Origin of the sequence: Pseudomonas fluorescens (genome assembly GCF_041354075.1) — a bacterium.
GTDB classification, from domain to species: domain Bacteria; phylum Pseudomonadota; class Gammaproteobacteria; order Pseudomonadales; family Pseudomonadaceae; genus Aquipseudomonas; species Aquipseudomonas fluorescens_CE.
Genome location: NZ_JARZGC010000036.1, coordinates 1 through 26,852 on the forward strand (window position 1 = coordinate 1; position 26,852 = coordinate 26,852).

The 26,852-nt window shown below is 63.6% G+C and carries 23 protein-coding genes; 19 read left to right on the plus strand and 4 right to left on the minus strand.

The window, feature by feature from the left end:
* Positions 1 to 104 precede the first annotated feature (104 nt).
* The 12 genes from QIW53_RS26410 (at position 105) to madM (ending at position 15,593) form a co-directional block, all read left to right on the plus strand.
* The gene (locus QIW53_RS26410) at positions 105 to 2,162 is read left to right on the plus strand and encodes a methyl-accepting chemotaxis protein (RefSeq protein ID WP_371052536.1); all 2,058 of its coding nucleotides are present in this window, start codon (positions 105 to 107) and stop codon (positions 2,160 to 2,162) included.
* 17 nt (positions 2,163 to 2,179) lie between these two features.
* Positions 2,180 to 7,711: an Hpt domain-containing protein gene (locus QIW53_RS26415; protein ID WP_371052538.1), complete on the plus strand. Its 5,532-nt coding sequence runs from the start codon at positions 2,180 to 2,182 to the stop codon at positions 7,709 to 7,711.
* Positions 7,704 to 8,159 carry a chemotaxis protein CheW gene (locus QIW53_RS26420; RefSeq protein ID WP_371052539.1) on the plus strand — a complete coding sequence of 152 codons (456 nt, stop codon included), beginning with the start codon at positions 7,704 to 7,706 and terminating at the stop codon, positions 8,157 to 8,159. The genes QIW53_RS26415 and QIW53_RS26420 overlap by 8 nt, the downstream gene beginning before the upstream one ends.
* A gap of 166 nt (positions 8,160 to 8,325) precedes the next feature.
* The gene (gene mdcA / locus QIW53_RS26425) at positions 8,326 to 9,996 is read left to right on the plus strand and encodes a malonate decarboxylase subunit alpha (RefSeq protein WP_371052541.1); all 1,671 of its coding nucleotides are present in this window, start codon (positions 8,326 to 8,328) and stop codon (positions 9,994 to 9,996) included.
* On the plus strand, positions 9,996 to 10,871 hold the full coding sequence (locus tag QIW53_RS26430; protein WP_371052542.1) for a triphosphoribosyl-dephospho-CoA synthase: 876 nt from the start codon (positions 9,996 to 9,998) through the stop codon (positions 10,869 to 10,871). The genes mdcA and QIW53_RS26430 overlap by 1 nt, the downstream gene beginning before the upstream one ends.
* Positions 10,871 to 11,170, plus strand: coding sequence for a malonate decarboxylase subunit delta (locus tag QIW53_RS26435; RefSeq protein ID WP_371052543.1), 300 nt, complete (start codon positions 10,871 to 10,873; stop codon positions 11,168 to 11,170). The genes QIW53_RS26430 and QIW53_RS26435 overlap by 1 nt, the downstream gene beginning before the upstream one ends.
* Positions 11,163 to 12,014 carry a biotin-independent malonate decarboxylase subunit beta gene (locus QIW53_RS26440; RefSeq protein ID WP_371052545.1) on the plus strand — a complete coding sequence of 284 codons (852 nt, stop codon included), beginning with the start codon at positions 11,163 to 11,165 and terminating at the stop codon, positions 12,012 to 12,014. The genes QIW53_RS26435 and QIW53_RS26440 overlap by 8 nt, the downstream gene beginning before the upstream one ends.
* Positions 12,011 to 12,814, plus strand: coding sequence for a biotin-independent malonate decarboxylase subunit gamma (mdcE, locus tag QIW53_RS26445; protein WP_371052547.1), 804 nt, complete (start codon positions 12,011 to 12,013; stop codon positions 12,812 to 12,814). The genes QIW53_RS26440 and mdcE overlap by 4 nt, the downstream gene beginning before the upstream one ends.
* Complete coding sequence (locus tag QIW53_RS26450) at positions 12,808 to 13,428, plus strand: malonate decarboxylase holo-ACP synthase (protein ID WP_371052549.1); 621 nt, start codon at positions 12,808 to 12,810, stop codon at positions 13,426 to 13,428. Before mdcE ends, QIW53_RS26450 begins: the two co-directional genes overlap by 7 nt.
* Positions 13,425 to 14,345, plus strand: a complete 921-nt coding sequence (mdcH, locus tag QIW53_RS26455; protein ID WP_371052551.1) for a malonate decarboxylase subunit epsilon — start codon at positions 13,425 to 13,427, stop codon at positions 14,343 to 14,345. Before QIW53_RS26450 ends, mdcH begins: the two co-directional genes overlap by 4 nt.
* A gap of 65 nt (positions 14,346 to 14,410) precedes the next feature.
* Positions 14,411 to 14,827 (plus strand): malonate transporter subunit MadL, encoded by a 417-nt coding sequence (madL, locus tag QIW53_RS26460; RefSeq protein WP_371052553.1) that lies wholly within the window; start codon positions 14,411 to 14,413, stop codon positions 14,825 to 14,827.
* Position 14,828: 1 nt separating this feature from the next.
* Positions 14,829 to 15,593, plus strand: coding sequence for a malonate transporter subunit MadM (madM, locus tag QIW53_RS26465; RefSeq protein ID WP_368555828.1), 765 nt, complete (start codon positions 14,829 to 14,831; stop codon positions 15,591 to 15,593).
* Between the two features lie 111 nt (positions 15,594 to 15,704).
* Here the strand turns inward: madM and QIW53_RS26470 are convergent, their stop codons facing one another.
* The gene (locus QIW53_RS26470; protein ID WP_201191678.1) at positions 15,705 to 16,619 is read right to left on the minus strand and encodes a LysR family transcriptional regulator; all 915 of its coding nucleotides are present in this window, start codon (positions 16,617 to 16,619) and stop codon (positions 15,705 to 15,707) included.
* Between the two features lie 132 nt (positions 16,620 to 16,751).
* Here QIW53_RS26470 and trhA point away from each other — a divergent pair, with 132 nt between their 5' ends.
* Positions 16,752 to 17,369 (plus strand): PAQR family membrane homeostasis protein TrhA, encoded by a 618-nt coding sequence (trhA, locus tag QIW53_RS26475; protein ID WP_371052555.1) that lies wholly within the window; start codon positions 16,752 to 16,754, stop codon positions 17,367 to 17,369.
* Between the two features lie 112 nt (positions 17,370 to 17,481).
* Here trhA and QIW53_RS26480 read toward each other — a convergent pair whose 3' ends face one another.
* Complete coding sequence (locus QIW53_RS26480) at positions 17,482 to 18,402, minus strand: LysR family transcriptional regulator (protein WP_371052557.1); 921 nt, start codon at positions 18,400 to 18,402, stop codon at positions 17,482 to 17,484.
* Positions 18,403 to 18,510: 108 nt separating this feature from the next.
* On the opposite strand from QIW53_RS26480, the gene QIW53_RS26485 reads away from it, so the two are divergent.
* The 3 genes from QIW53_RS26485 to QIW53_RS26495 are packed head-to-tail and all read left to right on the plus strand — an operon-like array spanning position 18,511 to position 21,062.
* Positions 18,511 to 19,752, plus strand: a complete 1,242-nt coding sequence (locus QIW53_RS26485; protein WP_371052559.1) for a D-amino acid dehydrogenase — start codon at positions 18,511 to 18,513, stop codon at positions 19,750 to 19,752.
* A gap of 27 nt (positions 19,753 to 19,779) precedes the next feature.
* Positions 19,780 to 20,130 (plus strand): RidA family protein, encoded by a 351-nt coding sequence (locus tag QIW53_RS26490; protein ID WP_371052561.1) that lies wholly within the window; start codon positions 19,780 to 19,782, stop codon positions 20,128 to 20,130.
* Between the two features lie 29 nt (positions 20,131 to 20,159).
* Positions 20,160 to 21,062, plus strand: coding sequence for a transporter substrate-binding domain-containing protein (locus tag QIW53_RS26495; protein WP_371052563.1), 903 nt, complete (start codon positions 20,160 to 20,162; stop codon positions 21,060 to 21,062).
* Positions 21,063 to 21,092: 30 nt separating this feature from the next.
* Here QIW53_RS26495 and QIW53_RS26500 read toward each other — a convergent pair whose 3' ends face one another.
* Together QIW53_RS26500 and QIW53_RS26505 are read right to left on the minus strand one after the other, a co-directional pair.
* Positions 21,093 to 21,812: a 16S rRNA (uracil(1498)-N(3))-methyltransferase gene (locus QIW53_RS26500; protein ID WP_371052565.1), complete on the minus strand. Its 720-nt coding sequence runs from the start codon at positions 21,810 to 21,812 to the stop codon at positions 21,093 to 21,095.
* 144 nt (positions 21,813 to 21,956) lie between these two features.
* Entirely contained in the window at positions 21,957 to 23,363 is a 1,407-nt protein-coding gene (locus QIW53_RS26505) for an adenosylmethionine--8-amino-7-oxononanoate transaminase (RefSeq protein ID WP_371052567.1), read from the minus strand.
* A 223-nt stretch (positions 23,364 to 23,586) separates the two neighbouring features.
* On the opposite strand from QIW53_RS26505, the gene QIW53_RS26510 reads away from it, so the two are divergent.
* The 3 genes from QIW53_RS26510 (at position 23,587) to QIW53_RS26520 (ending at position 26,752) form a co-directional block, all read left to right on the plus strand.
* Positions 23,587 to 25,353, plus strand: a complete 1,767-nt coding sequence (locus tag QIW53_RS26510) for a flavin monoamine oxidase family protein (protein WP_371052569.1) — start codon at positions 23,587 to 23,589, stop codon at positions 25,351 to 25,353.
* A 237-nt stretch (positions 25,354 to 25,590) separates the two neighbouring features.
* Positions 25,591 to 26,142, plus strand: a complete 552-nt coding sequence (locus QIW53_RS26515; RefSeq protein WP_192306765.1) for a cytochrome b — start codon at positions 25,591 to 25,593, stop codon at positions 26,140 to 26,142.
* 31 nt (positions 26,143 to 26,173) lie between these two features.
* Positions 26,174 to 26,752, plus strand: a complete 579-nt coding sequence (locus tag QIW53_RS26520) for a YceI family protein (protein ID WP_045121911.1) — start codon at positions 26,174 to 26,176, stop codon at positions 26,750 to 26,752.
* Positions 26,753 to 26,852 lie beyond the last annotated feature (100 nt).

The window sequence follows — 26,852 nt, forward strand, 5'->3', positions numbered from 1 at the left end:
AAAGCGGTCATTCAGTCAATATCAATGGTGAATGTATCACCGCTTTCGCGAGCAAGCCCGCTCCCACTGGGATGTGGGTAAGCTCTGAAGTTGGGCGAGGACCGATGACAAAAGCAAAAACAGGCAAGCCGGAGGGGTCGCGCAGCCGATCGCAGATCATCGTGCTGTTCATCGCGCTGATTGTCTTCATCATGCTGCTGTTCGCCAACTTCGCTTACCTCAACACACAAGCCTCGTACGACAAACAGTACATCGGCCACGCCGGCGAGTTGCGCGTGCTGTCCCAGCGCATCGCCAAGAATGCCACCGAAGCGGCGGCCGGCAAGGCGGCGGCGTTCAAGTTGCTGAGCGATGCGCGCAACGACTTCGCCCTGCGTTGGGGCTACCTGAAAAAAGGTGACCCGGCCACCGGACTGCCGCCCGCGCCGTCTGCCGTGCGCCCGGAAATGCGCGCCGTACAGATGGACTGGGAGCGCCTGCTGAAAAACACCGATGCGATCCTGTCCAGCGAGCAGACCGTGTTGTCCCTGCATCAGGTGGCCGCCACCCTGGCCGAAACCGTGCCGCAGTTGCAGGTCGAGTACGAGAAAGTGGTCGAGATCCTCCTGCAGCGTGGCGCGCCGGCCGCCCAGGTGGCCATGGCCCAGCGTCAGTCGTTGCTCGCCGAGCGCATTCTCGGCGCGGTGAACACCGTGCTGTCCGGCGACGAGAGTTCACAGCAGGCGGCTGATGCGTTCGGGCGCGACGCCACACGTTTCGGCCAGGTGCTCACGGGCATGCTGCAGGGCAACCCGGCATTGAAAGTCAGTCAGGTCGAGGACCCTGATGCCCGTGCCCGGCTGATCGAGATTTCCGAGCTGTTCGAATTCGTCTCGGGGTCGGTGGACGAAATCCTCGAAACCTCGCCGGAGCTGTTCAAGGTTCGCGAGTCGGCGACCAATATTTTCAGTCTGTCGCAAACCCTGCTCGACGAAGCTTCGCAACTGACCATCGGCCTGGAAAACCTCGCCGGCGGACGCGGCACCGACACCATTGGCGGCTACGTGCTGGGCCTGCTGGCCTTGATGTCGATCATCCTCATCGGCCTGGTAATGGTCCGCGAAACCAACCGTCAGTTGCGCGAGACCGCCGAAAAGAACGAGCGCAACCAGAACGCGATCATGCGCCTGCTCGACGAGATCGAAGACCTGGCCGACGGCGACCTGACCGTGACGGCCTCGGTGACCGAGGATTTCACCGGCACCATCGCCGACTCGATCAACTATTCCGTCGACCAGTTGCGCGACCTGGTGGCCACGATCAACCTCACCGCCGGCCAGGTCGCGGCCGCCGTGCAGGAAACCCAGGCGACCGCGATACACCTGGCGCAAGCCTCGGAGCATCAGGCCCAGCAGATCAGCGAAGCGTCCACGGCGATCAATGACATGGCGCACTCCATCGACCAGGTGTCGGCCAACGCCGCCGAATCCTCGGCGGTGGCCGAGCGCTCGGTGGAAATCGCCAACAAGGGCAACGAGGTCGTGCACAACACCATCCACGGCATGGACAACATCCGCGAGCAGATCCAGGACACCGCCAAGCGCATCAAGCGCCTGGGCGAGTCGTCCCAGGAAATCGGCGACATTGTCAGCCTGATCGATGACATTGCCGATCAGACCAACATCCTCGCGCTGAACGCGGCGATCCAGGCGTCCATGGCCGGTGACGCCGGGCGCGGTTTTGCCGTGGTGGCCGACGAAGTCCAGCGCCTGGCCGAGCGCTCGTCCGCCGCGACACGGCAGATCGAGACACTGGTGCGGGCGATCCAGGCCGACACCAACGAAGCGGTCATTTCCATGGAGCAGACCACCACCGAAGTGGTGCGCGGCGCGCGTCTGGCGCAGGATGCCGGTGTCGCCCTGGAAGAAATCGAAGGGGTCTCCAAGACCCTGGCCGCGCTGATCCAGAGCATCTCCAATGCCGCCCAGCAGCAAACGTCGTCGGCCGGCCAGATTTCCCTGACGATGAACGTGATCCAGCAGATCACCACGCAAACCTCGTCCGGCTCCTCCGCCACGGCCGAGAGCATTGGCAACCTGGCAAAAATGGCCAGCCAGCTGCGCCGTTCGGTGTCCGGTTTCACCTTGCCGGCCGCCAAGGCGCAGACTGTGGATAAAGTGTGACGCGCAAGGGAGTCGGTATGGGTGATCGGCACGACTATGTAGCGCTCGAGTGGGTCAAGGGCGAGATTGCCGAAACGTTGAAAGTGGCGCATCAGGCCGTGGAAACGCTGCTGGATGACCCACAGGCGACGCACGCCCTGGACCAATGCCTGGCGTGCATCCATCAGGTTCACGGCAGTTTGCAGATGGTCGAGTTCTACGGCGCGGCCCTGCTCGCCGAAGAAATCGAGCAACTGGCCAGCGCCCTGCAACAGAACCGGATCAGCCAGCGCGACGAGGCGACTCGCCTGTTGCTGCAAGCCCTGGGGCAATTGCCGGTCTATCTGGACCGTGTCCAGGCCGCGCGTCGCGATCTGCCGCTGGTGGTGCTGCCGCTGATCAACGATCTGCGCAGCGCCCGGGGCGAAAGCCTGCTGTCGCAATCCAGCCTGTCTGCCCTGCAAGGGCCGGACGAACTATCGCTTGATGATGCCGAACATCCCACCGGACAGATGCTGACCATGAAAGATCGCTACGCACTGGACGATGCGCTGCCTGACAGCGTGATGGTCGATGAAGAGCATGCACGGCTGGCAGGTCCCGACCGCGATGCCATGCGCTCGGTGCTGGCCGCGCTGTGTGAGGAGCTGGTGCGCGTCAAAGAGCGGCTCGACCTGTTCGTGCGCAGTGACCGTCAGCACACCTCGGACCTCGACAGCCTGCTCGCGCCGTTACGGCAGATCGCCGACACCCTGGCGGTGCTGGGCTTCGGCCAGCCGCGCAAGGTCATCATCGATCAACTGGCGGTGGTGCTGAGCCTGGTCCAGGGCCAACGCGCACCCGACGACGCGGTGCTCATGGACGTCGCCGGTGCCTTGCTCTACGTCGAGGCGACGCTGGCCGGCATGGTGGGCACCGTCGAACCGGAGAATCCGGACGACAGCGGACTGCCGACCACCGACCTGACGCAGATCCACCAGATCGTGATCAAGGAAGCGCGCATCTGCCTGCAACAGGCCAAGGACATGATCGTCGACTACATCGACGCCGATTGGGACCGCCAGACGCTGCAACCGCTGCCGGCCCTGCTCACCCAGGTACGTGGCGCGCTGGCGATGATTCCGCTGAGCCGAGCGGCAAACCTGATCGACACCTGCAACCACTTCATCCGCGACCATTTGCTGGTGGAGCCGGGGCAGCCTGACTGGGAAGAACTGGACAGCCTGGCCGACGTCATCACCAGCATCGAATACTACCTGGAGCGCCTGAGCGACGACCCCGCGACCACCAGCGAACAGTTGCTCGACGTCGCGGAAACCAGCCTCGCCTCACTCGGTTTTTTTCCCAGCGAACAGGACGTACCGCTGCTCGACGATGTGCTCAGCCCGAGTGAAGCGCAGGTCATGCAGGATTTGCAGGAACTGCACGATCCCGATGTCGTCCAGACCCTGGCCGATGTACTGGCCAATCCGCTGTCGGCGGTCAACCCGCCAGCACTGAGTACGCCGGGCAGCCTGTTGCCGCCGCCGGTCGGCGAAGCCGCAGTGGACGAGGAGCTGCGCGAAGTGTTCCTTGAAGAGACCGATGAGGTCCTGGACATCCTGCGCGAGTACCTGCCGCGCTGGGTAGCCGATCCCGCCGATGAGTCGAGCCTGGGGGAATTGCGTCGGGCCTTCCATACGCTCAAGGGCAGTGGGCGCATGGTGCGCGCACTGGTGCTGGGTGAACTGGCCTGGGCCGCGGAAAACCTGCTCAACCGCGTGTTGGAACACAGTGTCCAGCCGTCTCCGGCGGTGCGCAAACTGCTGGACGATGTGCTGACCCTGCTGCCGGCGTTGATCGACGAGTACGCCGATCACGCCCAGCGCCAGCGTCATGACGTCGACCAGTTGGCCGCCCGCGCCCATGCCCTCGCCAAGGGCGCTGAGCCGCTGGCCGATGAAGACGTGGAAGACGTCGCGGCCCTGGACCCCTTGTTGCTGGATATCTTCCGCAAGGAGGCCGAAACCCATCTTGCGAGCCTCAACCGCTTCCTCGATCAGGCGGCCGAGCATGTGCCGCTGCCCGCCAGCGACGAACTGCAACGGGCCTTGCACACGCTCAAGGGCAGCGCCTCGATGGCCGGTGTGCTGCCGATTGCCGAACTGGCGACGCCCCTGGATCAACTCGCCCGCGAATACAAGGCACACCTGATCGCCCTGGACCTGGACGAAGTCGAACTGCTGCTGGAAGCCGAAGGCGTATTCCGCCTGGGGCTGCGTCAGCTCAAGGTCGATCCGCTGGCGCCGATCCCCGGTGCCGCGTCGCTGATCCAGCGCACCCAGGCTGTGCTGGCCGAGCGTCTGGAGAAGCTGAAGGCCGCGCCGAGCGCGTCGCTGCGGCCCAAGCGCGATCCGCAATTGATCAACAACTTTCTGGCCCAGGGCATGGACATCCTGCTGGACGCCGAGAGCCTGTTGCAGCGCTGGCAGGAGCATCCCGGCGAACGCCAGGAACTCAGTGCGCTGCTGGATGAACTGACCACCCTGGGCGAGAGCGCGCACCTGGCCGACCTGCACCCGGTGGACGAACTCTGCGAAGCCCTGCTTGACCTTTATGGCGCAGTGGAGGAAAGCAGCCTGGCGGTTGACGAGCGGTTTTTCCATGAGGCCCAAGGGGCCCATGAGGCGCTGATCAACATGCTCGACGAACTGGCCGCTGGCCAGGAAATCAGCTCGCAATCGGCGCGCGTCCGCGCCTTGCGCGAGCTGCTCGATGAAGGCCTTGATCCCCAGGCGATGGGCCTGATCCGCAGTGACGGCAGCCGGACGCTGAGCATCCGCGACTTGAGCGATGCCACAGCAGAGCTCGAGCACACCGTCGCTGCCACAGCGGACATGGACGACGAAATCGTCTCGATCTTCCTCGAAGAAGCCGTGGACATCCTCGAAAGCGCCGGCCAGGCCTTGCAGCGCTGGCTGGATGACCCGGAAAACGCCGCCCCACTGCTCTCGTTGCAGCGCGATCTGCACACCCTCAAGGGCGGTGCGCGGATGGCTGAAGTCGAGCCGGTGGGCGACCTGGCCCACGAGCTGGAAGGCCTTTATGAAGGGCTGGTCGATCGCCGCTACAACCACGCCGAGGCCTTGGCGCAGTTGCTGCAAAAAAGCCACGACCGGCTGGCTCAACTGCTTGAGCAATTGCAGACCCGCAAGCCGTTGAGTGACCCGGCGGAACTGATCGAGGCCATTCGCGCGTTTCGCCAGGGCAAGGCCAGCGCCCCTGAGATGCCCGAGGCACCACGGGCGCAGGACGCGGCGGGGCACGACCCGGAGCTGCTGGAGATCTTCCTCGAGGAAGGCTTCGACATCATCGAGAGCTCCGGCGCCGCATTGCTGCGCTGGCAGGCCGAACCTTCGAATCGCCAGGAGGTGGAAACCCTGCTGCGCGATCTGCACACGCTCAAGGGCGGTGCGCGAATGGTGGAAATCACGCCGATCGGCGACCTCGCCCATGAGCTGGAATTTCTTTACGAAGGCTTGTCTGCCGGCGTTCTGCGACCCACCGAAGCGCTTTTCGAACTCTTGCAACGCAGTCATGACCGGCTGGCGCAGATGCTCGATGCCACCCGTGCCGGGCTGGCCCTGCCCCCGGCGGATCGGCTGATCGAGGCGATCCGCAACTTCACTCATCAGGCGCAAGAGGCGGCGCAGCCCGTGCCGGTTGCGCCCAAGGTCGAAGCGCCGGCTCCGCAAGCCGAGGCCGGTGCCGACCAGGTCAAGGTGTCGGCGGAACTGCTGGACGACTTGGTCAACCTGGCCGGTGAGACGTCGATCTTCCATGGCCGCATCGAACAGCAGGTCAGCGACGCGCAGGTGACGTTGAGCGAGATGGAAACCACCATCGAGCGCATGCGCGACCAACTGCGCCGGCTCGACACCGAAACCCAGGGACGGATTCTCAGCCGCCAGCAAGTGGATGCCGAGCGTTCCGGCTACGAAGAATTCGACCCGCTGGAAATGGACCGCCACTCGCAGCTGCAGCAGTTGTCGCGGGCGCTGTTCGAGTCGGCGTCGGACTTGCTGGACCTCAAGGAAACCCTCGACCGGCGCAATCAGGACGCAGAGAACCTGTTGCAACAACAGGGCCGCATCAACAGCGAATTGCAGGAAGGCCTGATGCGTACGCGCATGGTGCCTTTCGAGCGCATGCTGCCGCGCTTGAAACGCATCGTGCGCCAGGTCGCCGGCGAGTTGGGCAAGGACGTGGCCTTCGTGGTCGGCAACGCCGAAGGCGAGATGGACCGCAACGTGCTGGAACGCATGGCGGCACCGCTGGAACACATGCTGCGCAACGCCGTCGACCATGGCCTGGAGTCAGCCGAGGTACGCGTGGCGGCGGGCAAGCCGGCGCAGGGGAAGATTACCCTCGACCTGTCCCGCGAGGGCGGCGACATGATTTTCGATATTCGCGACGATGGCGCCGGCGTACCGCTGGAGGCGGTCCGGCGCAAGGCAATCAAGCGCGGCATGCTGGCCCCGGACAGCGACATCAGCGACCGCGACGTGCTGCAGTTCATCCTGCAACCAGGGTTCTCCACGGCCGAGAAGATCACTCAGATCTCCGGGCGTGGCGTGGGCATGGACGTGGTGCATGAAGAGGTCCGGCAGTTGGGCGGCAACATGAGCATCGACTCCGTGCCGGGGCAGGGCGTGCATTTCCGTATTCGCCTGCCGTTCACCGTCTCGGTCAACCGGGCGCTGATGGTGCAGTGTGCCGAGGATCAATACGCGATCCCGCTGAACACCATCGACGGTATCGTGCGCGTGCTGCCCAATGAGCTCGAGGAGCATTACCGGCTCGATCCGCCGACCTACCGGTATGCCGGGCAACGCTACGAACTGTGCTACCTGGGCGAACTGCTCAAGACCGGCCCCCGTCCGAAGCTGCTGGGCCAGAGCCAGCCGTTGCCGTTGTTGCTGGTGCAATGCAACGAGCGCCATATCGCGGTACAGGTCGATGCCATGGCCGGCAGCCGGGAAATCGTGGTGAAAAGCCTGGGGCCACAATTTGCCGCCGTGCAGGGCTTGTCCGGAGCGACCATCCTCGGTGATGGCCGGGTGGTGCTGATTCTTGATCTGCTGGCGCCGCTGCGCGCCCTGCAGGCAACACTCGCGCAACGCCCGCAGGCACCGGCCCCCGAGCCCGAACCTCACAAGCCTTTGCTGGTGCTGGTGGTCGACGACTCGGTCACCGTTCGCAAGGTCACCAGCCGCTTGCTCGAACGTCACGGCATGAGCGTGCTGACCGCCAAGGATGGGGTCGACGCCATGCTCCTGCTCGAGGAGCACCTGCCCGACCTGATGCTGCTGGATATCGAGATGCCGCGCATGGACGGTTTCGAAGTGGCCACTCAGGTGCGCGCCGACGAACGCCTGAAGCATCTGCCGATCATCATGATCACGTCGCGCACCGGCCAGAAACACCGTGATCGCGCCATGGCCATTGGCGTGAACGACTACCTCGGCAAGCCCTATCAGGAATCGGTGCTGCTCGACAGCATCGCGCTGTGGAGCAAAACCCATGCTTGAACACCGCTCCAGCCACCTCATCGGGCTGCTCTTGCCCTTGGCTGACCGCACGCTGATCCTGCCGAACGTGGCCATTGCCGAACTGATCGACTACCAGCCCGGCGCCTTCGATCTCGACACCCCGCCGTGGTACCTGGGCCCGGTGACGTGGCGCAACCGGCAGATCCCGCTGGTCAGCTTCGAATCCGCCTGTGGCAACAAGACCGTCATTGGTGAACGCGTACGCATCGTCATCCTCAACGCCCTGGGCGGCCGGCCTGAACTGAAATTCATCGCGCTGCTGGTTCAGGGCATCCCGCGCTCGCACAAGCTCGACAGCCAGTTGAGTTATGTCGACGTGCCGCTGTGCCCCCTGGAAAAGGCGGCGGTGCAGGTGGCGGATCAGGTGGCCAAGGTGCCGGATTTGCTGGCGCTGGAGGAGATGTTGGTGGCAGCGGGGCTGGGTTGAGGCTTGAAGATTCCCAAAAAGGGACTGATCGGTCCCAATTGAGGAACGGTGCGTCCGTTGAAATAACCATTAACCTGACCGTAACAATCAATCTCCGGGCTTGATTGATGCCCCCACCCAACCCTCCTAAGGTGACCCCCACGACAGCAAATCCCGTGGAGTGGTCATGACAACAACAATATCCCCCGACTCACGATGGACGCGGCGGCGCGGCGAAAAGCAGCGGCGGCTGGAGTTGGTCAAGGGCCTGGCTGACGGTGTGGTCCTGCCCACCGAGAACATTGTGGCGGCACTGGAGGCGTTGATCCTGCCGGGCGACCGTGTGGTGCTGGAGGGCAACAACCAGAAGCAGGCGGATTTCCTTTCGCGCTCCCTGGCAAAAGCCGATCCGGGCAAGCTTCACGACCTGCACATGATCATGCCCAGCGTCGGCCGCGCCGAGCACCTGGATCTGTTCGAGCGCGGCATCGCCCGCAAGCTCGACTTTTCCTTTGCCGGCACCCAGAGCCTGCGCATCAGCCAGCTGCTGGAGGACGGCCTGCTGGAAGTCGGGGCCATCCACACTTACATCGAGCTCTATGCGCGACTGGTGGTGGACCTGATTCCCAACGTCGTGCTCTCGGCCGGTTTCATGGCCGACCGCGCCGGCAACATCTATACCGGGCCGAGCACCGAAGACACGCCGGCGCTGATCGAGCCGGCGGCGTTCAGCGACGGTATCGTCATCGTCCAGGTCAACCAGTTGGTGGACGATGTCAGCGACCTGCCTCGGGTCGACATCCCGGCGTCCTGGGTCGATTTCGTGGTGGTGGCCGACAAGCCGTTCTACATCGAGCCGCTGTTCACCCGCGACCCCCGGCACATCAAGCCTGTGCACGTGTTGATGGCGATGATGGCGATCCGCGGGATCTACGAAAAACACAACGTCCAGTCCCTGAACCACGGCATCGGTTTCAACACTGCCGCCATCGAGCTGATCCTGCCGACCTACGGCGAATCCCTCGGCCTCAAGGGCAAGATCTGCCGCAACTGGACGCTCAACCCGCACCCGACCCTGATCCCGGCCATCGAAAGCGGCTGGGTGCAAAGCGTGCATTGCTTCGGCACCGAGCTGGGCATGGAGCAGTACATTGCCGCACGGCCGGACGTGTTCTTCACCGGGCGCGATGGGTCCTTGCGTTCCAACCGGATGTTCAGCCAGCTGGCCGGGCAGTACGCGGTGGACCTGTTCATCGGCGCCACCCTGCAGGTCGATGGCGATGGCCATTCCTCCACTGTGACCCGTGGCCGCCTCGCCGGTTTCGGCGGCGCGCCGAACATGGGGCACGACCCACGTGGGCGGCGCCACGGCACGCCGGCCTGGCTCGACATGCGCCACGGCGACGCCGCCGAGCCGATGCTCGAACGCGGCAAGAAACTCGTGGTGCAAATGGTCGAGACCTTCCAGGAAGGCGGCAAACCGACCTTCGTCGAAACCCTCGACGCCGTGGAAGTGGCGCGCAAAAGCGGCATGCCCCTGGCGCCGATCATGATCTACGGCGACGACGTCACCCACCTGCTGACCGAAGAAGGTATCGCCTACCTGTACAAGGCGCGTTCGCTGGAGGAGCGTCAGGCGATGATCGCCGCCGTTGCCGGCGTGACGGCCATCGGCCTTCGCCACAACCCGAAAGACACCGCGCGCATGCGCCGCGAAGGGTTGATCGCCTTGCCCGAAGACCTCGGCATCCGGCGCACCGACGCCACCCGCGAACTGCTGGCGGCCAAGAGCGTGGCCGATCTGGTCGAGTGGTCCGGTGGCCTCTACAACCCGCCCGCCAAGTTCAGGAGCTGGTAATGCACGCCTTCAATCTGCAACCCAAACCTCTCACCCTGGCTGAACGGCTGGCGGACCTGGCGGTGGACGCGTTGATCGACGAAGCCGACCTGTCGCCGAAACCGGCACTGGTGGACCGTCGCGGCAATGGCGCACACACCGATTTGCACCTGGGCTTGATGCACGCTTCGGCGTTGTCGTTGTGGCCGGCGTTCAAGGAAATGGCCGAAGCCGCCATCGAGCTGGGTGAAATCGCCTTGCCGCTGCGCGAAGCCATCGGGCGGATCGGCCGGGAAGGGGAGCACGCCATGCTCGCCACGACCGGCGGGGTGAACACCCATCGCGGGGCCATCTGGGCCTTGGGCCTGTTGGTCAGCGCCGCCGCCCTGGCGCCGTCGTCCGGCATGGCCAGTGCGGTGACCATGCGCGCCGCACGCCTGGCCTTGCTCGATGATCGCCACGCGCCGCGACCGTTGAGCCATGGTGCGCAAGTCGCCATGCGCTATGGCGCACGCGGCGCCCGGGAAGAAGCCCAGTTGGGTTTTCCCTCGGTGATGCAACGCGCCTTGCCGCAACTGCTGCGCAGTCGCGCCGCCGGCCATGGCGAACAGAACGCCCGGCTCGATGCCTTGCTGGCGATCATGACCGATTTGGCCGACACCTGCGTGCTCTACCGCGCCGGTGAGCAGGGCCTGCACACCATGCAACTCGGCGCCCAGGCCGTGCTCGACGCGGGCGGCAGCGTCAGCCTCGCCGGCCGCCGCCTGCTGCATGAACTGGACGAACAATTAATTGCCTTGAATGCCTCGCCCGGCGGCGCAGCGGACTTGCTCGCCGCCTGCCTGTTCATCGACCGTATCGGCTCGGCTGACGGCATCCACCAGGGAGCGTTGTGATGGAAACCTTATCCTTTGAATTTCCCGCCGGGCAGCCGCCGCGCGGGCGGACCCTGGTCGGCTGTGTCGGCTCGGGCGATCTGGAAGTGCTGATCGAACCGGGTCAACCCGGCACGCTGAGCATCACCGTACAGACGTCGGTCAACGGCAGCGAACAACGCTGGCAGCATCTGTTTGCGCGGATGTTCGACGGCCAGACACCACCGGCCATGACCATCGACATCCACGACTTCGGCGCGACGCCGGGGGTGGTTCGCTTGCGCCTGGAACAAGGCTTCGAGGAGATTGGCCATGACTGATAATGCCGCACTCCTGCACAAGCGCAGTTTTATCGAACTGGGTGCGCGGCAGCGGGCCAAAGCCTTGCTCGATGCCGGCACCTTCCGTGAATTGCTCGACCCGTTTCAACGCATCATGTCGCCATGGCTGGCGCGCCAGGGGGTGGTGCCGCAAGCGGATGACGGCGTGGTGATCGCCAAGGGCAGCATCGGCGGCCTGCCGGTGGTGCTGGCGGCCATCGAAGGCGCGTTCCAGGGCGGCAGCCTCGGTGAAGTCGGCGGCGCGAAAATCGCCGGCGCCCTGGAACTGGCCGCCGAAGACAACCGCAACGGCATTCCAACACGCGCCGTGCTGCTGCTGGAAACCGGTGGCGTGCGCTTGCAGGAAGCCAACCTCGGGCTGGCGGCGATTGCCGATATCCACGCGGCGATCGTCGACCTGCGCCAGTACCAGCCAGTGGTTGGAGTGGTCGCAGGCAGCGTGGGCTGCTTCGGCGGGATGTCGATCGCTGCCGGGTTGTGCAGCTACCTGCTGGTGACCCAGGAAGCCCGTCTGGGCCTGAACGGTCCGCAAGTGATCGAGCAGGAAGCGGGGCTCGCGGAGTACGACTCCCGCGACCGGCCGTTCATCTGGAGCCTGACCGGTGGCGAGCAACGTTTCGCCAGTGGCCTGGTGGACCGCTACGTCGCCGACGACGTGGCGCAGATTCAGCAACAGGTCAGTGACTTGCTGCAACAGGGCCTGCCGGAGCAATCGCGCAGTCGCCAGGCCGATCTGTTCCTGCAACGGCTGGCCCGCCTGGACGCCGAGCCGCAAATCGACCCGTTGACGGTTCGCGACCTGTACCAAGGAGAACGCTCATGAGTTCCTATTCCCTGAGGGGGTTGCACTGGTTCAATGCCTTGAGTGCCGGTGCGAAAGCGGTTGATGGTTTGCCAGCGTCCTTGAAAGTCGCCGATGGCGTATTGGGCGGGCAAGCGGTGCGCTTCATTGCCGTGGTGGCCGATCCCGACAACCGTTTCGTCCGGGCACGCAACGGCGAAGTCGGCTTGCTCGAAGGCTGGGGACTGGCCAAGGCAGTGGATGACGCTATCGTCGCCGATGCGGATAAAGCGCAAAAGCGCCCCTTGATCGCCATCGTCGACGTACCGAGCCAGGCCTATGGCCGACGCGAAGAAGCGCTCGGCATTCACCAGGCCTTGGCCGGCGCGGCGGACAGCTATGCCCGGGCCCGGCTGGCGGGCCATGCGGTCATCGCCCTGCTGGTGGGCAAGGCGATGTCCGGAGCTTTTCTGGCCCACGGTTATCAGGCCAACCGCTTGATCGCTTTGCGCGATCCGGGGGTGATGGTGCATGCCATGGGCAAGGCGTCGGCCGCGCGGGTGACCTTGCGCAGCGTCGAAGAACTGGAGGCACTCGCCGCCAGCGTGCCGCCGATGGCCTATGACATCGACAGCTATGCCGGCCTGGGTTTGCTCTGGGAAACCCTGTCGGTGGAGCAGATTGAACAACCGACCGCCGCCGATCTGACGCGGGTCACCGAATGCCTGAGCCAGGCCATCGACGATGTGGCCGCCAACGGCCGCGATTTGAGCAGCCGCCTGGGTGCCGGCAATCGTGCGGCGTCGAGCCAGGTTCGCCAACTGCTGAGAGCGCAGTGGTGAGCAGCTTTCTGGCACACGACCTGCTCTGGGGCATGTCCCCCGGGCAGTTGCCGTCGGACGCGCCGGGCTGGGCGGTCGAGTCGCTGCGCGCCGGTCAGCCGGTGGTGGTTCGACGTGCACTGAGCGCGCCGGGCCAGGTCGCGGTCGGCGTACGTGGGCGGTTGCGCGAACAGCGTTACGCGGCGCTGATGGCGGTTGAGTCGGTCCAGCGTTGCGTCAGCCCGGAAGCCCTCTGTCATGTCTCGACGGCTCGGGACCTGCCGGCCCTGCGTGCCCTCGATCAACTGCGCCCGATACTCGATGCGAGCGGTTGGGTGTGGGGTGTCAGCGGCAGTGCCGGCTTCGAGTTGGCCTGCGGTGTTCAAGCCTTGCACGAAGGCAGCGATCTCGACTTGATCCTGCGCACCCCGCAACCCGTGGAGCGCTCCCGGGCACAGGCCTGGGTGGAGATTCTGGACGCGGCGGTGTGCCCGGTCGACCTGCAACTGCAAACGCCGTTTGGCGCGGTTGCCCTGCGTGAGTGGGCGGGTTCGGCGCACCGGGTGCTGCTGAAAAACGCCAGCGCTGCCTGTCTGGTCGTGAATCCGTGGCAGCCGCTGGAGCAGGTGGCATGAGCAGCCTGTTGGTGTTTCCCGGTCAGGGCGCGCAGCAGCCGGGCATGCTTCATCGCTTGCCTCGGGAAACACTGATTGAGGCCAGTGAGGTATTGGGCGAGGACGTCCTGCGGCTGGATGCGGCCGACGCGCTGAAATCGACACGAGCCGTTCAGCTGTGCCTGCTGATCGCGGGAGTGGCGGGTGCACGTCAACTGGCGATGGCGCCGGACTACGTCGCGGGCCTGTCCATCGGTGCCTACCCGGCGGCGGTGGTGGCGGGTGCGTTGAGTTTCAGCGATGCACTGCAGCTGGTCAGCCTGCGCGGTGAGCTGATGCAACAGGCCTATCCGCAGGGCTATGGCATGACGGCAATCATCGGTCTGGACCTGGCGACAGTGGAAGCGTTGCTGGCGCAGGTGCACAGCACCGATTCACCGGTTTACCTGGCCAACATCAACGCCGATAACCAGGTGGTGATCGCCGGGAGCGATGAGGCGATGAACGCGGTGGCCGGGCTGGCGAAGGCGCGTCGCGGGGCGTGCACCTGTGTGATCAAGCGTCTCGCGGTCAGCGTGCCCTCCCACTGCCCGCTGCTGGAGGCACCGGCGAAAGCCCTGGCGCAAGCGTTCGCCAGGGTGACACTGAACACCCCGGTTTTGGGTTACCTGAGCGGCAGCCGTGCACGGCCGGTGGTCAAGCCCGACGCCTTGCGCGACGACCTCGCGTTCAACATGTGCCGCGTGGTGGATTGGCGCGGCACGGTGCAAAGCGCCTACGAGCGCGGCGTACGTCTACAGATCGAACTGCCGCCCGGTGCAGTGTTGACCGGGCTGGCGCGCCGGGTGTTCGAGCAGGGCACCGTGATGGCTTTCGACGGTGCGCGGCTGGACACCTTGCAGGCGCTGTTGCGAGAGGAGGGAAGCCGCCAACTTTAAATCACCGACTCAGGCCTTCGAACAACAAAAACAACATTCGACGATGCACTTTGAGGACAACAACAATGATTATTTACGGTGTGGCGCTGTTGGCGATCTGTACGCTGGCAGGGGTGATCATGGGCGACATGCTGGGCGTGTTGCTGGGTGTGAAATCCAACGTGGGCGGGGTCGGAATCGCGATGATCCTGCTGATCTGCGCGCGGTTGTGGATGCACAAGCGCGGCGGCATGACCAAGGAATGCGACATGGGCGTCGGCTTCTGGGGCGCGATGTACATTCCGGTCGTGGTGGCGATGGCGGCGCAACAGAATGTGGTGACGGCCCTGCATGGCGGTCCGGTGGCGGTGCTGGCGGCGATCGGCTCGGTGGTGCTCTGCGGTTGCACCATTGCCTTGATCAGCCGGACCCACAAGGGCGACCCCTTGCCCGATGAGCCGCAAGACCTGTCTCCCGCTGGCACGCCGGTAGGAGGTCGCTGATATGTGGGATCTCATCGAGAAAGGTCTGGAGCACAACGGTCTGATCACGGCGTTCGCCTTTGTGGGCGTGATCATGTGGGTATCGGTGATTCTGTCGAAACGCCTGACGTTCGGGCGTATCCATGGCTCGGCGATTGCCATTGTCATCGGGCTGGTCCTGGCCTGGGTCGGCGGCACCATGACCGGCGGGCAAAAGGGCCTGGCGGACCTGACGCTGTTTTCCGGCATCGGGTTGATGGGCGGTGCGATGCTGCGCGATTTCGCCATCGTCGCCACCGCGTTCGAGGTGCAGGCGACCGAGGCGAAAAAGGCCGGTCTGATCGGTGTGATCGCGCTGCTGCTGGGAACGGTGCTGCCGTTCATAGTCGGGGCCTGCATGGCCTGGGCGTTCGGCTACCGCGACGCGGTGAGCATGACCACCATCGGCGCGGGCGCGGTGACGTACATCGTCGGGCCGGTGACGGGCGCTGCGATCGGTGCGAGTTCGGATGTGATGGCGTTGTCGATTGCCACCGGCTTGATCAAGGCGATTCTGGTGATGGTCGGCACGCCGGTGGCGGCGCGCTGGATGGGCCTGGACAACCCGCGCTCGGCCATGGTGTTCGGTGGGCTCGCCGGAACGGTCAGCGGTGTCACGGCAGGGCTGGCGGCGACGGACCGGCGATTGGTGCCTTATGGTGCGCTGACGGCGACGTTCCATACCGGGCTGGGCTGCCTGATGGGGCCTTCGGTGTTGTACTTCATTGTTCGCGGGATTGTGGGATAACCCCTTGCACCGTCATTGACAGGGCCGGCGCCATCGCCGGCAAGCCGGTCTCGCTCCCACACTGGATTTCCGTGTGGGAGCGAGCCTGCTCGCGACAGGGACGACTCGCTCTCAAGCCTGCCGATTGGCGTACATCCGGCACTCCGCCAACAATGCCAGCAGGTTCGGATCGCGCTCCTTGGCCTTGAGAAACACCACCCCGATGTGCTGCTGCAACCGATACTTTTCCTGCAACGGGATCAGCTTCACCCGGTTCTCGTACACCGCCGCGATCCGCCCCGGCAGCAGCGCATAACCCACCCCCGAACTGACCATGCTGAGCAAGGTGAAGATGTCGTTGACCTGCATCGCCACCTTCGGCTCGAACCCGGCCTGGCTGAACACGCGGTTCCCGTCCTGGTGCGTGGCGAAGCCCTGGGTCAGGGTGATGAAGGTTTCGTCGCGCACTTCGGCCAGGTCGACCTCGGTGCGCTGAGCGAACCGCGAATCTGCCGGGGTCGCCAGGAAAATGTCATCGGAAAACAGCGGGATATGTTCGCAATCCGGGTCATTCACGCTGTCGTCCAGCGACACCAGGATCGCATCGACTTCCATGTTCTTGAGCTTGTAGAGCAGGTCGAAATTCGAGCCCAGGATCAGGTCGATGTTGAGTTCGCTGCGGCGGATTTTCAGGCCCATGATCAGCTGCGGCACCGTCTTCACCGTCAGTGAGTACAGCGACCCCAGCTTGAAGCGCTCGGCGGAGAAACCGGCGGCTTCGCGGGTCAGGCGCACGCTTTCGACCACGTCCTGGATCAGCTTCTGCGCCCGTTCTTCCAGCACATAGGCGCTTTCCAGCGGCGTCAGGTTGCGGCCTTCGTGCTTGAACAGCGGACAGCGCAAGGCGCTTTCCAGGGAGTGGATGGCGCGGTGCACGCTGACGTTGCTGGTCTGCAACTCGGCGGCGGCCCGAGCCAGGTTGCCGGTACGCATGAAGGCCAGGAACACCTCGAGTTTTTTCAGGGTCAACTCTTCGTCGATCAGCATGGGCCGGACTCTTATTGGAATGAGCTGATTGTGCCCAATTATTGTTGTCGATGTCGTTTGGAAACATTGCGCTTTTACGCTCGAAGCCTGAGCCTTGCGCAATGCGGTATTGGTTTTGGAGGTGAGCGACGCATGTATCACGGGGAAAAACTGAACGCCTGGACGCATCTGGTCGGGGCAGTGGCGGCGACGGTCGGGATGGTCTGGATGCTGGTGATCGCGGCCATGGACGGCAGCCCGTGGAAGATTGTCAGCGTGGCGATCTACGGGTTCACCTTGATGGCGCTCTACAGTGCGTCGACGGTGTATCACAGCGTGCGCGGGCGCAAGAAAGCGATCATGCAGAAGGTCGATCACTTTTCGATCTATCTGTTGATTGCCGGCAGTTACACGCCGTTTTGCCTGGTCACCCTGCGCGGGCCGTGGGGGTGGACGTTGTTCGGCATTGTCTGGGGCCTGGCGCTGATTGGCATCCTGCAGGAAATCAAGCCGCGCTCGGACGCGCGAATCCTGTCGATCGTGATCTACGCGGTGATGGGCTGGATCGTGCTGATAGCGGTCAATCCGTTGCTCACGGCGTTGGGCACGGCCGGTTTCGCCTGGCTGGCGTCAGGCGGAATTCTGTACACCGTGGGGATCATCTTCTTTGCGCTCGATCATCGCTTGCGGCATGCCCACGGCATCTGGCACCTGTTCGTGATTGCCGGGAGTCTGCTGCACTTCGTGGCGATTCTGGTCTACGTACTATGAACAAAAACTGTGGGAGCGGGCTTGCTCGCGATTGCTGTATTTCAATCACAAACGATATCGACTGAAATAACGCCATCGCGAGCAAGCCCGCTCCCACAGGGGGGGCGGTTGCTCAGGGAAGTGAGGCAGGAACCAACCGATCCAGTTGCTCCTGCGCTCGCCGCCCGAAGATCTGCAACAGGTCATTCAATGTATGCGGCAACGGCTCTGTCGCGCGTGTCACAGCGTACAGGGTGATCGGCAGGGGCGGCGCCAACGGGCGAATGCTCGTCGTGCCCGGTGAGGCACCCAGGGCGGTGAACGGGTCGATCACCGCCAGTCCGGCCCCGGACTCCACCATCGCGCGGGCCAGGGAATAGGTCTGCACGGCGATGCGCACCCGGGGTGGCGGCTCGACCGCCTCCAGGTAGCTGTCCAGTCGGGCCGCCAGGGGATCGGCACTGGACAAGCCAATCAGCGGCGCCCCTGCCAACGCCATCAGTGGCAGTGGTTGGCCGATGTCCTCCTGTGGCCAATACCCCTGAGGCGCCAGCGCCACCAGCACCCCGCTGGCCAGGGCCTGGGCCTTCAAGCCCGGATGATCCGGACGCTGCAACGTCAAGGTGACATCCACTTCGCGCATCAGCAGGTTCTGCACCAGCTCGCGGCTGTGGGCGCTGGACAATTCGCAGGCGATGTCCGGATAGCCTGTGGTCCACTCGTGGATGGCCGGTGGCAACAACGACAGGGCCAGGGCCGGAGTGGCGGCAATCCTTAAACTGTGGCCGGGCTCGCGGCGCAGGCTCTGCGCCAGGCGTCGCACGCCTTGCAGGCTTTCGCTGACCTTGTCGACTTCACGCTCCAGTTCCAGGGCCTCGGGCGTGACCTGCAACTTGCCGCGCACCCGGAGGAACAGCGGGAAACCCAGTTGCTGTTCGGCATGCTGCAGCACTTTGGTCACCGCCGGTTGCGAAACGTGCAGCAACTGAGCGGCGGCGCTGATCGAGCCGGTCTGGCGGATGGCCTGGAAAATCTCGATGTGACGAAGGCGCATGGCAGTCCATAACCTTTGTTTATGGGATGGGTATCTTTATTCATTGTTCGCCGCCTGTCACTCGGCTCTAACCTCGTCCGGGTCTTCATAACGGTTTCAAGGACAGGCATGGCTCAGCGTGTATGCATCATCGGCGGTGGCGTAATTGGCCTGGCAACGGCTTATGCGCTGGTGCGCGATGGCTTTGAGGTGACGGTGGTCGAGGCGCGGGACTCACTGGGCAGCCAGACCAGTTTCGCCAACGGCGGCCAGCTTTCCTATCGCTACGTCGCACCGCTGGCCGACGCCGGTGTGCCGGTGCAAGCGATTGGCTGGATGCTGCGCGGCGATTCGCCGTTGAAGCTGCGTCCGCGCCTCGACCCGGCTCAGTGGCGCTGGATGGCGTCGTTCCTCGCCGCGTGCCGCCGTTCGGTCAATCGGGAAAACGCTGCACACCTGCTGCGCCTGGCACTGTTCAGCCAGGACACACTCAGGCGCTGGCGCGAGGACGACGGGCTGGCCGACTTTCACTGGCGGCGCAACGGCAAGCTGGTGACGTTCCGCAACGCGGGCAGCTTCGAGCATGCGCGTCACGGCCTGGCCGATCCGCAACGGCAGCAGGTGCTCTCGGCGAGCGAATGTGCGGCGCTTGAACCGGCGCTGGCCGACGGACCGTTCGTGGGGGCGATCTACACTCCGGACGAAGAGGTGGGCGACTGCCACGCCTTCTGCCAGTTACTGGCCGACAGGCTGAACGCCTCCGGGCGGTGCGAGTGGCGCCTGGGGCAGACAGTGACCGGAATCCGCCATACCAATGGCAGCGTCCATGCCATCGAGCTGGGGGAGCAGGTGCTGGCGGTGGATCAACTGGTGATTGCCGCAGGCCACCGCAGTCCGCTGTTGCAGCTTCCCGGTCTGGCATTGCCGCTCTACCCACTCAAGGGCTACAGCCTGACTGTACCGATCGGCGTGGGCCATCGCGCGCCGGACGTGAGCATCACCGACTATGACCGCAAGATCGTCTACGCCCGGATCGGCGAACAATTGCGAGTGGCGGCGATGGTCGACATCGTCGGCTTCGACCCGTCCGTAGACCCCAGGCGCCTGGCTCTGATCAAGCGCCAGGCCCGCGACACCTTTCCCGAGGCCGGTGACTACGACAACGCCGTGGAGTGGGCCGGCATGCGTCCGGCGACGCCCAGCGGCGTACCGTTGCTGGGGCCAACGGCGTATCGCAACCTGTGGCTCAACCTTGGCCACGGTGCCTTGGGTTTCACGCTCGCGTGCGGCAGCGGGCGATTGCTCAGCGAGCTGATCGGCCAGCGTCAACCTTCCATCGACTTGCACGGTTTCACCCACCGTGCCGCCTGAATGCCTGTCCAACAAGGAGTCTGCGTCATGACGATTCAACGCCTGCACACAAACCCGCGCCTGTCCGCTGCCGTGACCTTCGGCGACCTGGTGTTTCTGTCCGGCCAGGTGCCGGGCGAGGCCACGGACGCCAGCGGCCAGACCCGTGAAGTACTGGCCAGGATCGACGCACTGCTAGCTGAAGCCGGCAGCGACAAGGATCATTTGCTCAGCGCCACCATTTACCTGAAAAACATCACCGAGGATTTCGCCGCGATGAACGAGGTATGGTCGGCCTGGCTGTCGCCGGGGCAAGCCCCCAGCCGGACCACGGTGCAGGCCGAACTGGCCCGACCGCAGGTGCTCGTGGAAATCACCGTGATCGCCGTTCGCTTGTAAAACAACCCCACCCACAACGGAGAATAACAATGCAAAAAATCACGTTGCTCGGCTGCACCCTCGGCCTGTTGCTCGGTAGCCAGGTTCAGGCCAACGAAGCGCCGCTGACCGGCACACTGGGCAAGATCGCCAGTGCCCGCAGCATCACCCTGGGCTATCGCGATGCGTCTGTGCCGTTCTCCTACGTGGGTGATCACACGGGCAAACCCATGGGCTATTCGGTGGACCTGGCGAGCAAGGTTGTCGAGCGCATCCAGCAGCAACTGGCGCTGCCGGACCTCAAGGTCAAGTACAACCTGGTGACCTCGCAAACCCGGATTCCACTGGTGCAGAACGGCACCGTGGACCTGGAGTGCGGCTCTACCGGGGTCACCGCCGAGCGCCAGAAGCAGGTGGCATTTTCCTACGGTTTCATTTACGTCAAAGGCCAGTTGCTGACCGCCAGGGACAGCGGCATCCAGGGCTTCGACGACCTGCGGGGCAAAAACGTGGTGACCACCGCCGGCACCACCAATGAACGCTTCCTGAAAAGCTACAACGTCGACAACAAGGCCGACATGTTCGTGATCAGCGCCAAGGACCACGGCGAAGCCTTCCAGATGCTGCAGTCGGGCCGTGCTGCGGCGTTCTACATGGATGACGCGCTGCTCTACGGCGAGCGCGCCAAGGCCCACGATCCGCACAAGTGGGTGGTGGTCGGCAAGGAACAGTCGCGGGAAATCTACAGCTGCATGGTGCGCAAGGACGATCCGCAGTTCCTGGCGCTGGTCAACGGCGTGCTTGGCCAGCTGTACGAGTCTGGTGAAATCAACGGCATCTATCAGCGCTGGTTCGAACAGCCGATTCCGCCGAAGGGCCTGAACCTCGAATTCCCGATGACCAGCGAGCTCAAGGCGATCATTGCCCGGCCGGTGAGTGATCCGGTGCAGTAAATACCTTCCGGGACCGCCAGCGAGGGCGGCCTAGAAATCGCCCCAAAGCTGCTGGGCGACGGACAGCGCCACCACCGGCGCTGTCTCGGTCCGCAAGACCCTCGGACCGAGGCGGGCGGCATGGAAACCACTGGCGTTGGCCTGTGCCACTTCCGCATCCGACAACCCGCCCTCGGGCCCGATCAGGAACGCCAGCGTCGCCGGTTTGGCGTGACTCACCAGCGGCTCGGCCACCGGGTGCAGCACCAGCTTGAGGCCCGCTTCCGTCTGCTTCAACCAATCGGCGAGCAGCACCGGCGGATGAATCACCGGCACCCGCGAGCGGCCGCATTGCTCGCAGGCGCTGATCGCCACCTGGCGCCAATGCAGCAGGCGCTTGTCGGCGCGTTCATCTTTCAGGCGCACTTCACAGCGCTCGCTGAAAATCGGCGTGATCTCGCTCACGCCCAGTTCGGTGGCTTTCTGAATGGCCCAGTCCATCCGCTCGCCCCGTGACAAGCCCTGGCCGAGATGGATCTGCAAGGGCGACTCGTCCTGGCCGGCGAAGCTTTCACTGATCTGCACCACGACACGCTTCTTGCCGACCTCGGCCAGGGTGGCGCGAAACTCCTGACCCGAACCGTCGAACAACTGCAACGCATCGCCCTCGGCCATGCGCAGAACGCGGCTGATGTAATGGGCCTGGGCCTCGGGCAGCTCGTGCTCGCCGGTGCTCAGGGGGGCGTCGATAAAGAAGCGGGACAGTCTCATGCGGGGTCTCTGTGAAAAGTGTAAAAGGCTGGCGGCCACATCGCTGGCAAGCCAGCTCCCACAGGGTTTTGTGTAGCGTCTGTAGGAGCTGGCTTGCCAGCGATGACGGTCGTCCGGTCGCCGCTGAAGCTTAATTTAAACGGGTCAACCCGGATCACGGAAACCCGGATGAAAGTCCTTCGGCACCACCACGCTGACACTGTCGCGGGTGGCGATGTCGATCCCTTCGCTGGCCACTTCGGCCAGGAAATCGATCTGCTCCGGGGTGATCACGTACGGCGGCAGGAAATACACCACGCTGCCCAGCGGCCTGAGCAAGGCGCCGCGTTCCAGCGCGTGCTGGAACACTTTCATGCCACGGCGCTCCTGCCACGGGTAGGCTTCCCGGGTCGCCTTGTCCTTGACCATTTCAATGGCCAGGACCATGCCGGTCTGGCGAATCTCGGAAACGTTCGGGTGGTCGACCAGGTGCGCGGTGGACGAGGCCATGCGTTGGGCCAGCGCCTTGTTGTTCTCGATGACGTTGTCTTCTTCGAAGATATCCAGCGTCGCCAGCGCCGCCGCACAGGCCAGCGGGTTGCCGGTGTAGCTGTGGGAATGCAGGAAGGCGCGCAGGGTCGGGTAATCATCGTAGAACGCGCTGTAGACCTCATCGGTGGTCAGGCACGCCGCTAATGGCAGATAGCCACCGGTCAGGGCCTTGGACAGGCACAGGAAGTCCGGGCGGATGCCGGCCTGTTCGCAGGCGAACATGGTCCCGGTGCGGCCGAAGCCCACGGCGATTTCGTCATGGATCAGGTGCACGCCGTAACGGTCACAGGCTTCACGCAGCAGCTTGAGGTACACCGGGTGATACATGCGCATGCCACCGGCGCCCTGGATCAACGGCTCGACGATCACCGCCGCGACGCTGGCATGGTGCTCGGCCAGGGTCTGTTCCATGGCAGCGAACAGGGTGCGCGAGTGATCTTCCCAGCTCACGCCTTCGGGACGCAGGTAGCAATCCGGGCTCGGCACCTTGAGGGTGTCCATGAGCAAGGCTTTGTAGGTTTCGGTGAACAGCGGCACATCGCCCACCGCCATCGCCGCCATGGTCTCGCCGTGGTAGCTGTTGGTCAGGGTGACGAAGCGCTTCTTGTTCGGCTGACCTCGGTTTAGCCAGTAATGAAAGCTCATCTTCAGCGCCACTTCGATGCAGGACGAACCGTTGTCGGCGTAGAACACCCGGTCCAGGCCCTGGGGCGTCATCTTCACCAGGCGCTCGGACAGCTCGATCACCGGCTGATGGCTGAAACCGGCGAGGATCACGTGTTCCAACTGATCGACCTGATCCTTGATCCGCTGGTTGATGCGCGGGTTGGCGTGGCCAAACACGTTGACCCACCAGGAGCTGACGGCATCGAGGTAGCGCTTGCCTTCGAAATCCTCGAGCCACACGCCTTCGCCGCGCTTGATCGGGATCAGCGGCAGCTGTTCGTGGTCTTTCATCTGGGTGCAGGGATGCCACAGCACCGCGAGATCGCGTTGCATCCACTGATTGTTCAGGCCCATGTTCAGTCTCCTCGAGGCGGTCGGCGACATGCGCAGACATACAATCGCGCAAGCCTATGCAATGCGTCGCACAGGAACAACCCATTGTGTCGATTGAGCTACTTTGTATGGGGCGATAGACGTCGCTGGCGGCCCAATGATGGCTGACGTATTCTTCGCGACTCTTTGAGTCGTCTGGCTCGTGAAACTGCCTTTTCCTACGTGTATTTCCGGAGTTCGCTGAATGTCTGCTGGTTGGCTGCGCGCCTGTGCGCTGGTGATGTTGGGGCTGTTCAGCGTGTCAGCGCTGGCCAAGGATAAAACCGCAATCGTGATCGGCGGCGGGCTGTCCGGCCTGACGGCGGCGTATGAACTGCAGAACAAGGGCTGGCAGGTCACCCTGCTGGAAGCCAAGCCGAGCCTGGGCGGTCGTTCCGGCATGGCCACCAGCGAATGGATCGGCAACGACAAGACCCAGCCGGTGCTGAACAAATACGTCTCCACCTTCAAGCTCGGCACCACGCCGGCTCCCGAGTTCGTGCGCACGCCCGGCTACCTGATCGACGGCGTGTATTACACCGCCGCCGACCTCACCACCAAGGAGCCGGCGACCGCCGAGGCGTTGAAACGCTACGAAAAGACCCTGGATGATTTGGCGCGCTCCATCGAAGACCCGCTGAACCCGGCCGCCAACAACACCCTGCATGCCCTGGACCAGATCAACGTGTCCAACTGGCTCGATCGCCTGAACCTGCCGGCCACGGCCCGTCAGTTGGTGAACCAGCAGATTCGCTCCCGTTATGACGAACCTTCGCGCTTGTCGCTGCTGTATTTCGCGCAGCAGAACCGCGTTTACCGTGGCGTCTCCGACCGTGACCTGCGCGCTTCGCGACTGGTCGGTGGCAGCCCTGTGCTCGCCCAGGCTTTCGTCAAACAGCTGAAAGTCATCAAGACCAGCTCGCCGGTATCGGCGATCAGCCAGGACAAGGACGGTGTGACGGTCAAGGTCGGCAGCGTCGGTTATCAGGCTGACTACGTGGTCCTGGCCGTGCCATTGCGCGCGCTGAACAAGATCCAGATGACCCCGGCGCTGGATGCCCAGCATCTGGCGGCGATCAAGGGCACCAACTACGGCTGGCGCGACCAGATCATGCTCAAGTTCAAGACGCCGGTGTGGGAAAGCAAGGCGCGCATGTCCGGCGAAATCTACAGCAACACCGGGCTCGGCATGTTGTGGGTCGAGCCGGCACTCAAGGGCGGCGCCAATGTGGTGATCAACCTGTCCGGCGACAACGCACGCGTCATGCAGGCGTTCGGCGACAAGCAGATGGCCGATCAGGTGCTGATCCGTCTGCACGCGTTTTATCCACAGGCGCGGGGTTCGTTCACCGGTTATGAAATCCGTCGCTACAGCACCGACCCGTCGATGGGGGGCGCCTACCTGGCCTTCGGTCCGGGCCAGATCAGCAAGTTCTGGCGCCTGTGGGAGCGTCCGGTTCAGCGCGTAGCCTTTGCGGGCGAACACACCGACACCCTGTACCCGGGCACCCTGGAAGGTGCGCTGCGCACCGGTCAGCGGGCGGCCAGTCAGGTGGAAGACCTGGCTGCCGGCAAGTCGTTCGAGCCGGCGAAAGTGGTCCCGGCAGCGACCGCTGCGGCGGCTGGCGCAGTGGCGGCGAAGAAGGGCAACTTCTTCAGCAACCTGTTTGGCGGCTCCGATGACGACAAGAAACCGGAACCGGTGAAGGCGCCAGAACCTGCGCCAGCCCCGGTGGCCCCAGCGCCTGCGCCGACCCCTGCACCGGCACCTGCTCCGGTCGAGGCGCCGAAACCGGCTGCACCGGTGAAAGCCGAGCCTGCCAAAAAAGCCCCGGCCAAGGTTCCGGTGAAAAAACCGGCGACCAAGGTCGAAGCGAAAAAGCCGGCGGCGAAGGCTCCGGCGAAAAAGGCTGAGCCGGTGAAGAAGCCAGCGGCTAAACCGGCGGCGGACACTGCGACCAAGGCTCAGTAAAGCCAGGCAGTGAGCAAAAAAAGCGCGGCTCTTATGCCGCGCTTTTTTATTGCCTGTCAGGGCACAAATTTCCAGCCCGCCACTAACATCCCGCCACAAATTCGCCTTTAATCTTTCCTTAACGCGTCTATTTCAAACTCTTGATCGTATTTCTCGATATTTCAAAGCGAAATTTTCCGCTTTAATTCGATAGATAACTCGATAGTCTTGGTTCGCAGTTTCCACAGGATTTGGGCAATGCAGCTACGTAATTCTTCTTCACGCTATGGTTGGATCAGCATCTTCATGCACTGGGGCGTGGCGCTGGCGGTCTTCGGGCTGTTCGCACTCGGCCTGTGGATGGTGGGGCTGGACTACTACAGCACCTGGCGCAAAGACGCGCCGGACCTGCACAAGAGCATCGGACTGGTGCTGTTGGGTGTGATGCTGCTGCGGGTGCTGTGGCGCTTTGTCAGCCCACCGCCACCGACGCTGCAAAGCTACAGCCGGATGACCCGCATTGGCGCCAAATTCGGCCATGGGTTTCTCTACTTCGGTCTGTTCGCTGTGATGATTGCCGGTTACCTGATTTCCACCGCAGACGGTGTCGGTATCCCGGTGTTTGGCCTGTTTGAAGTGCCTGCATTGATCTCCGGACTACCGGATCAGGCAGATACCGCTGGGGTGATTCACCTGTACCTGGCCTGGGCGCTGGTAATTTTCTCCGGTCTCCATGCGTTGGCAGCATTGAAGCACCACTTTATCGATCGTGATGCGACCCTGACGCGAATGCTCGGTCGCAAAGCCTGAAATTCAACCTCGACTCAAAGGAAAAGAAAGCATGTTGAAAAAGACTCTGGCCGCTCTGGCAATCGGTTCTGCCGTACTGTCCGCCAACGTAATGGCCGCTGACTACGTCGTCGACAAGGAAGGCCAGCACGCCTTCGTCGACTTCAAGATCAGCCACCTGGGCTACAGCTTCATCACCGGTACCTTCAAGGACATCGACGGCAAGTTCAGCTTCGACGCTGCCAAGCCTGAAGACAGCAAGATCGAGTTCAACGTCAACACCGCCAGTGTGTTCACCAACCACGCCGAGCGTGACAAGCACATCGCCAGCGCTGACTTCCTGAACGCGAGCAAATTCGCCAAGGCAACGTTTGTCTCCACCAGCGTCAAGTCCACCGGTGCCAACACCGCTGACGTGACCGGCGACCTGACCATCCTGGGCGTGACCAAGCCGGTGGTGGTCAAGGCCACTTTCCTGGGTGAAGGCAAGGATCCATGGGGCGGCTACCGTGCCGGCTTCGAAGGCACCACCACCATCAAGCGTTCCGATTTCGGCAAGCAGAAAGACCTGGGGCCGAAGTCCGATGCGGTCGAGCTGTACGTGTCGTTTGAAGGTGTGAAAGCGAAGTAATTTCGCTCGCCGCACAGTGCTTTACCTGTGGGAGCGGGCTTGCTCGCGAAAGCGGTGTAACAGTGGCCAATGTGTTGACTGACACACCGCTTTCGCGAGC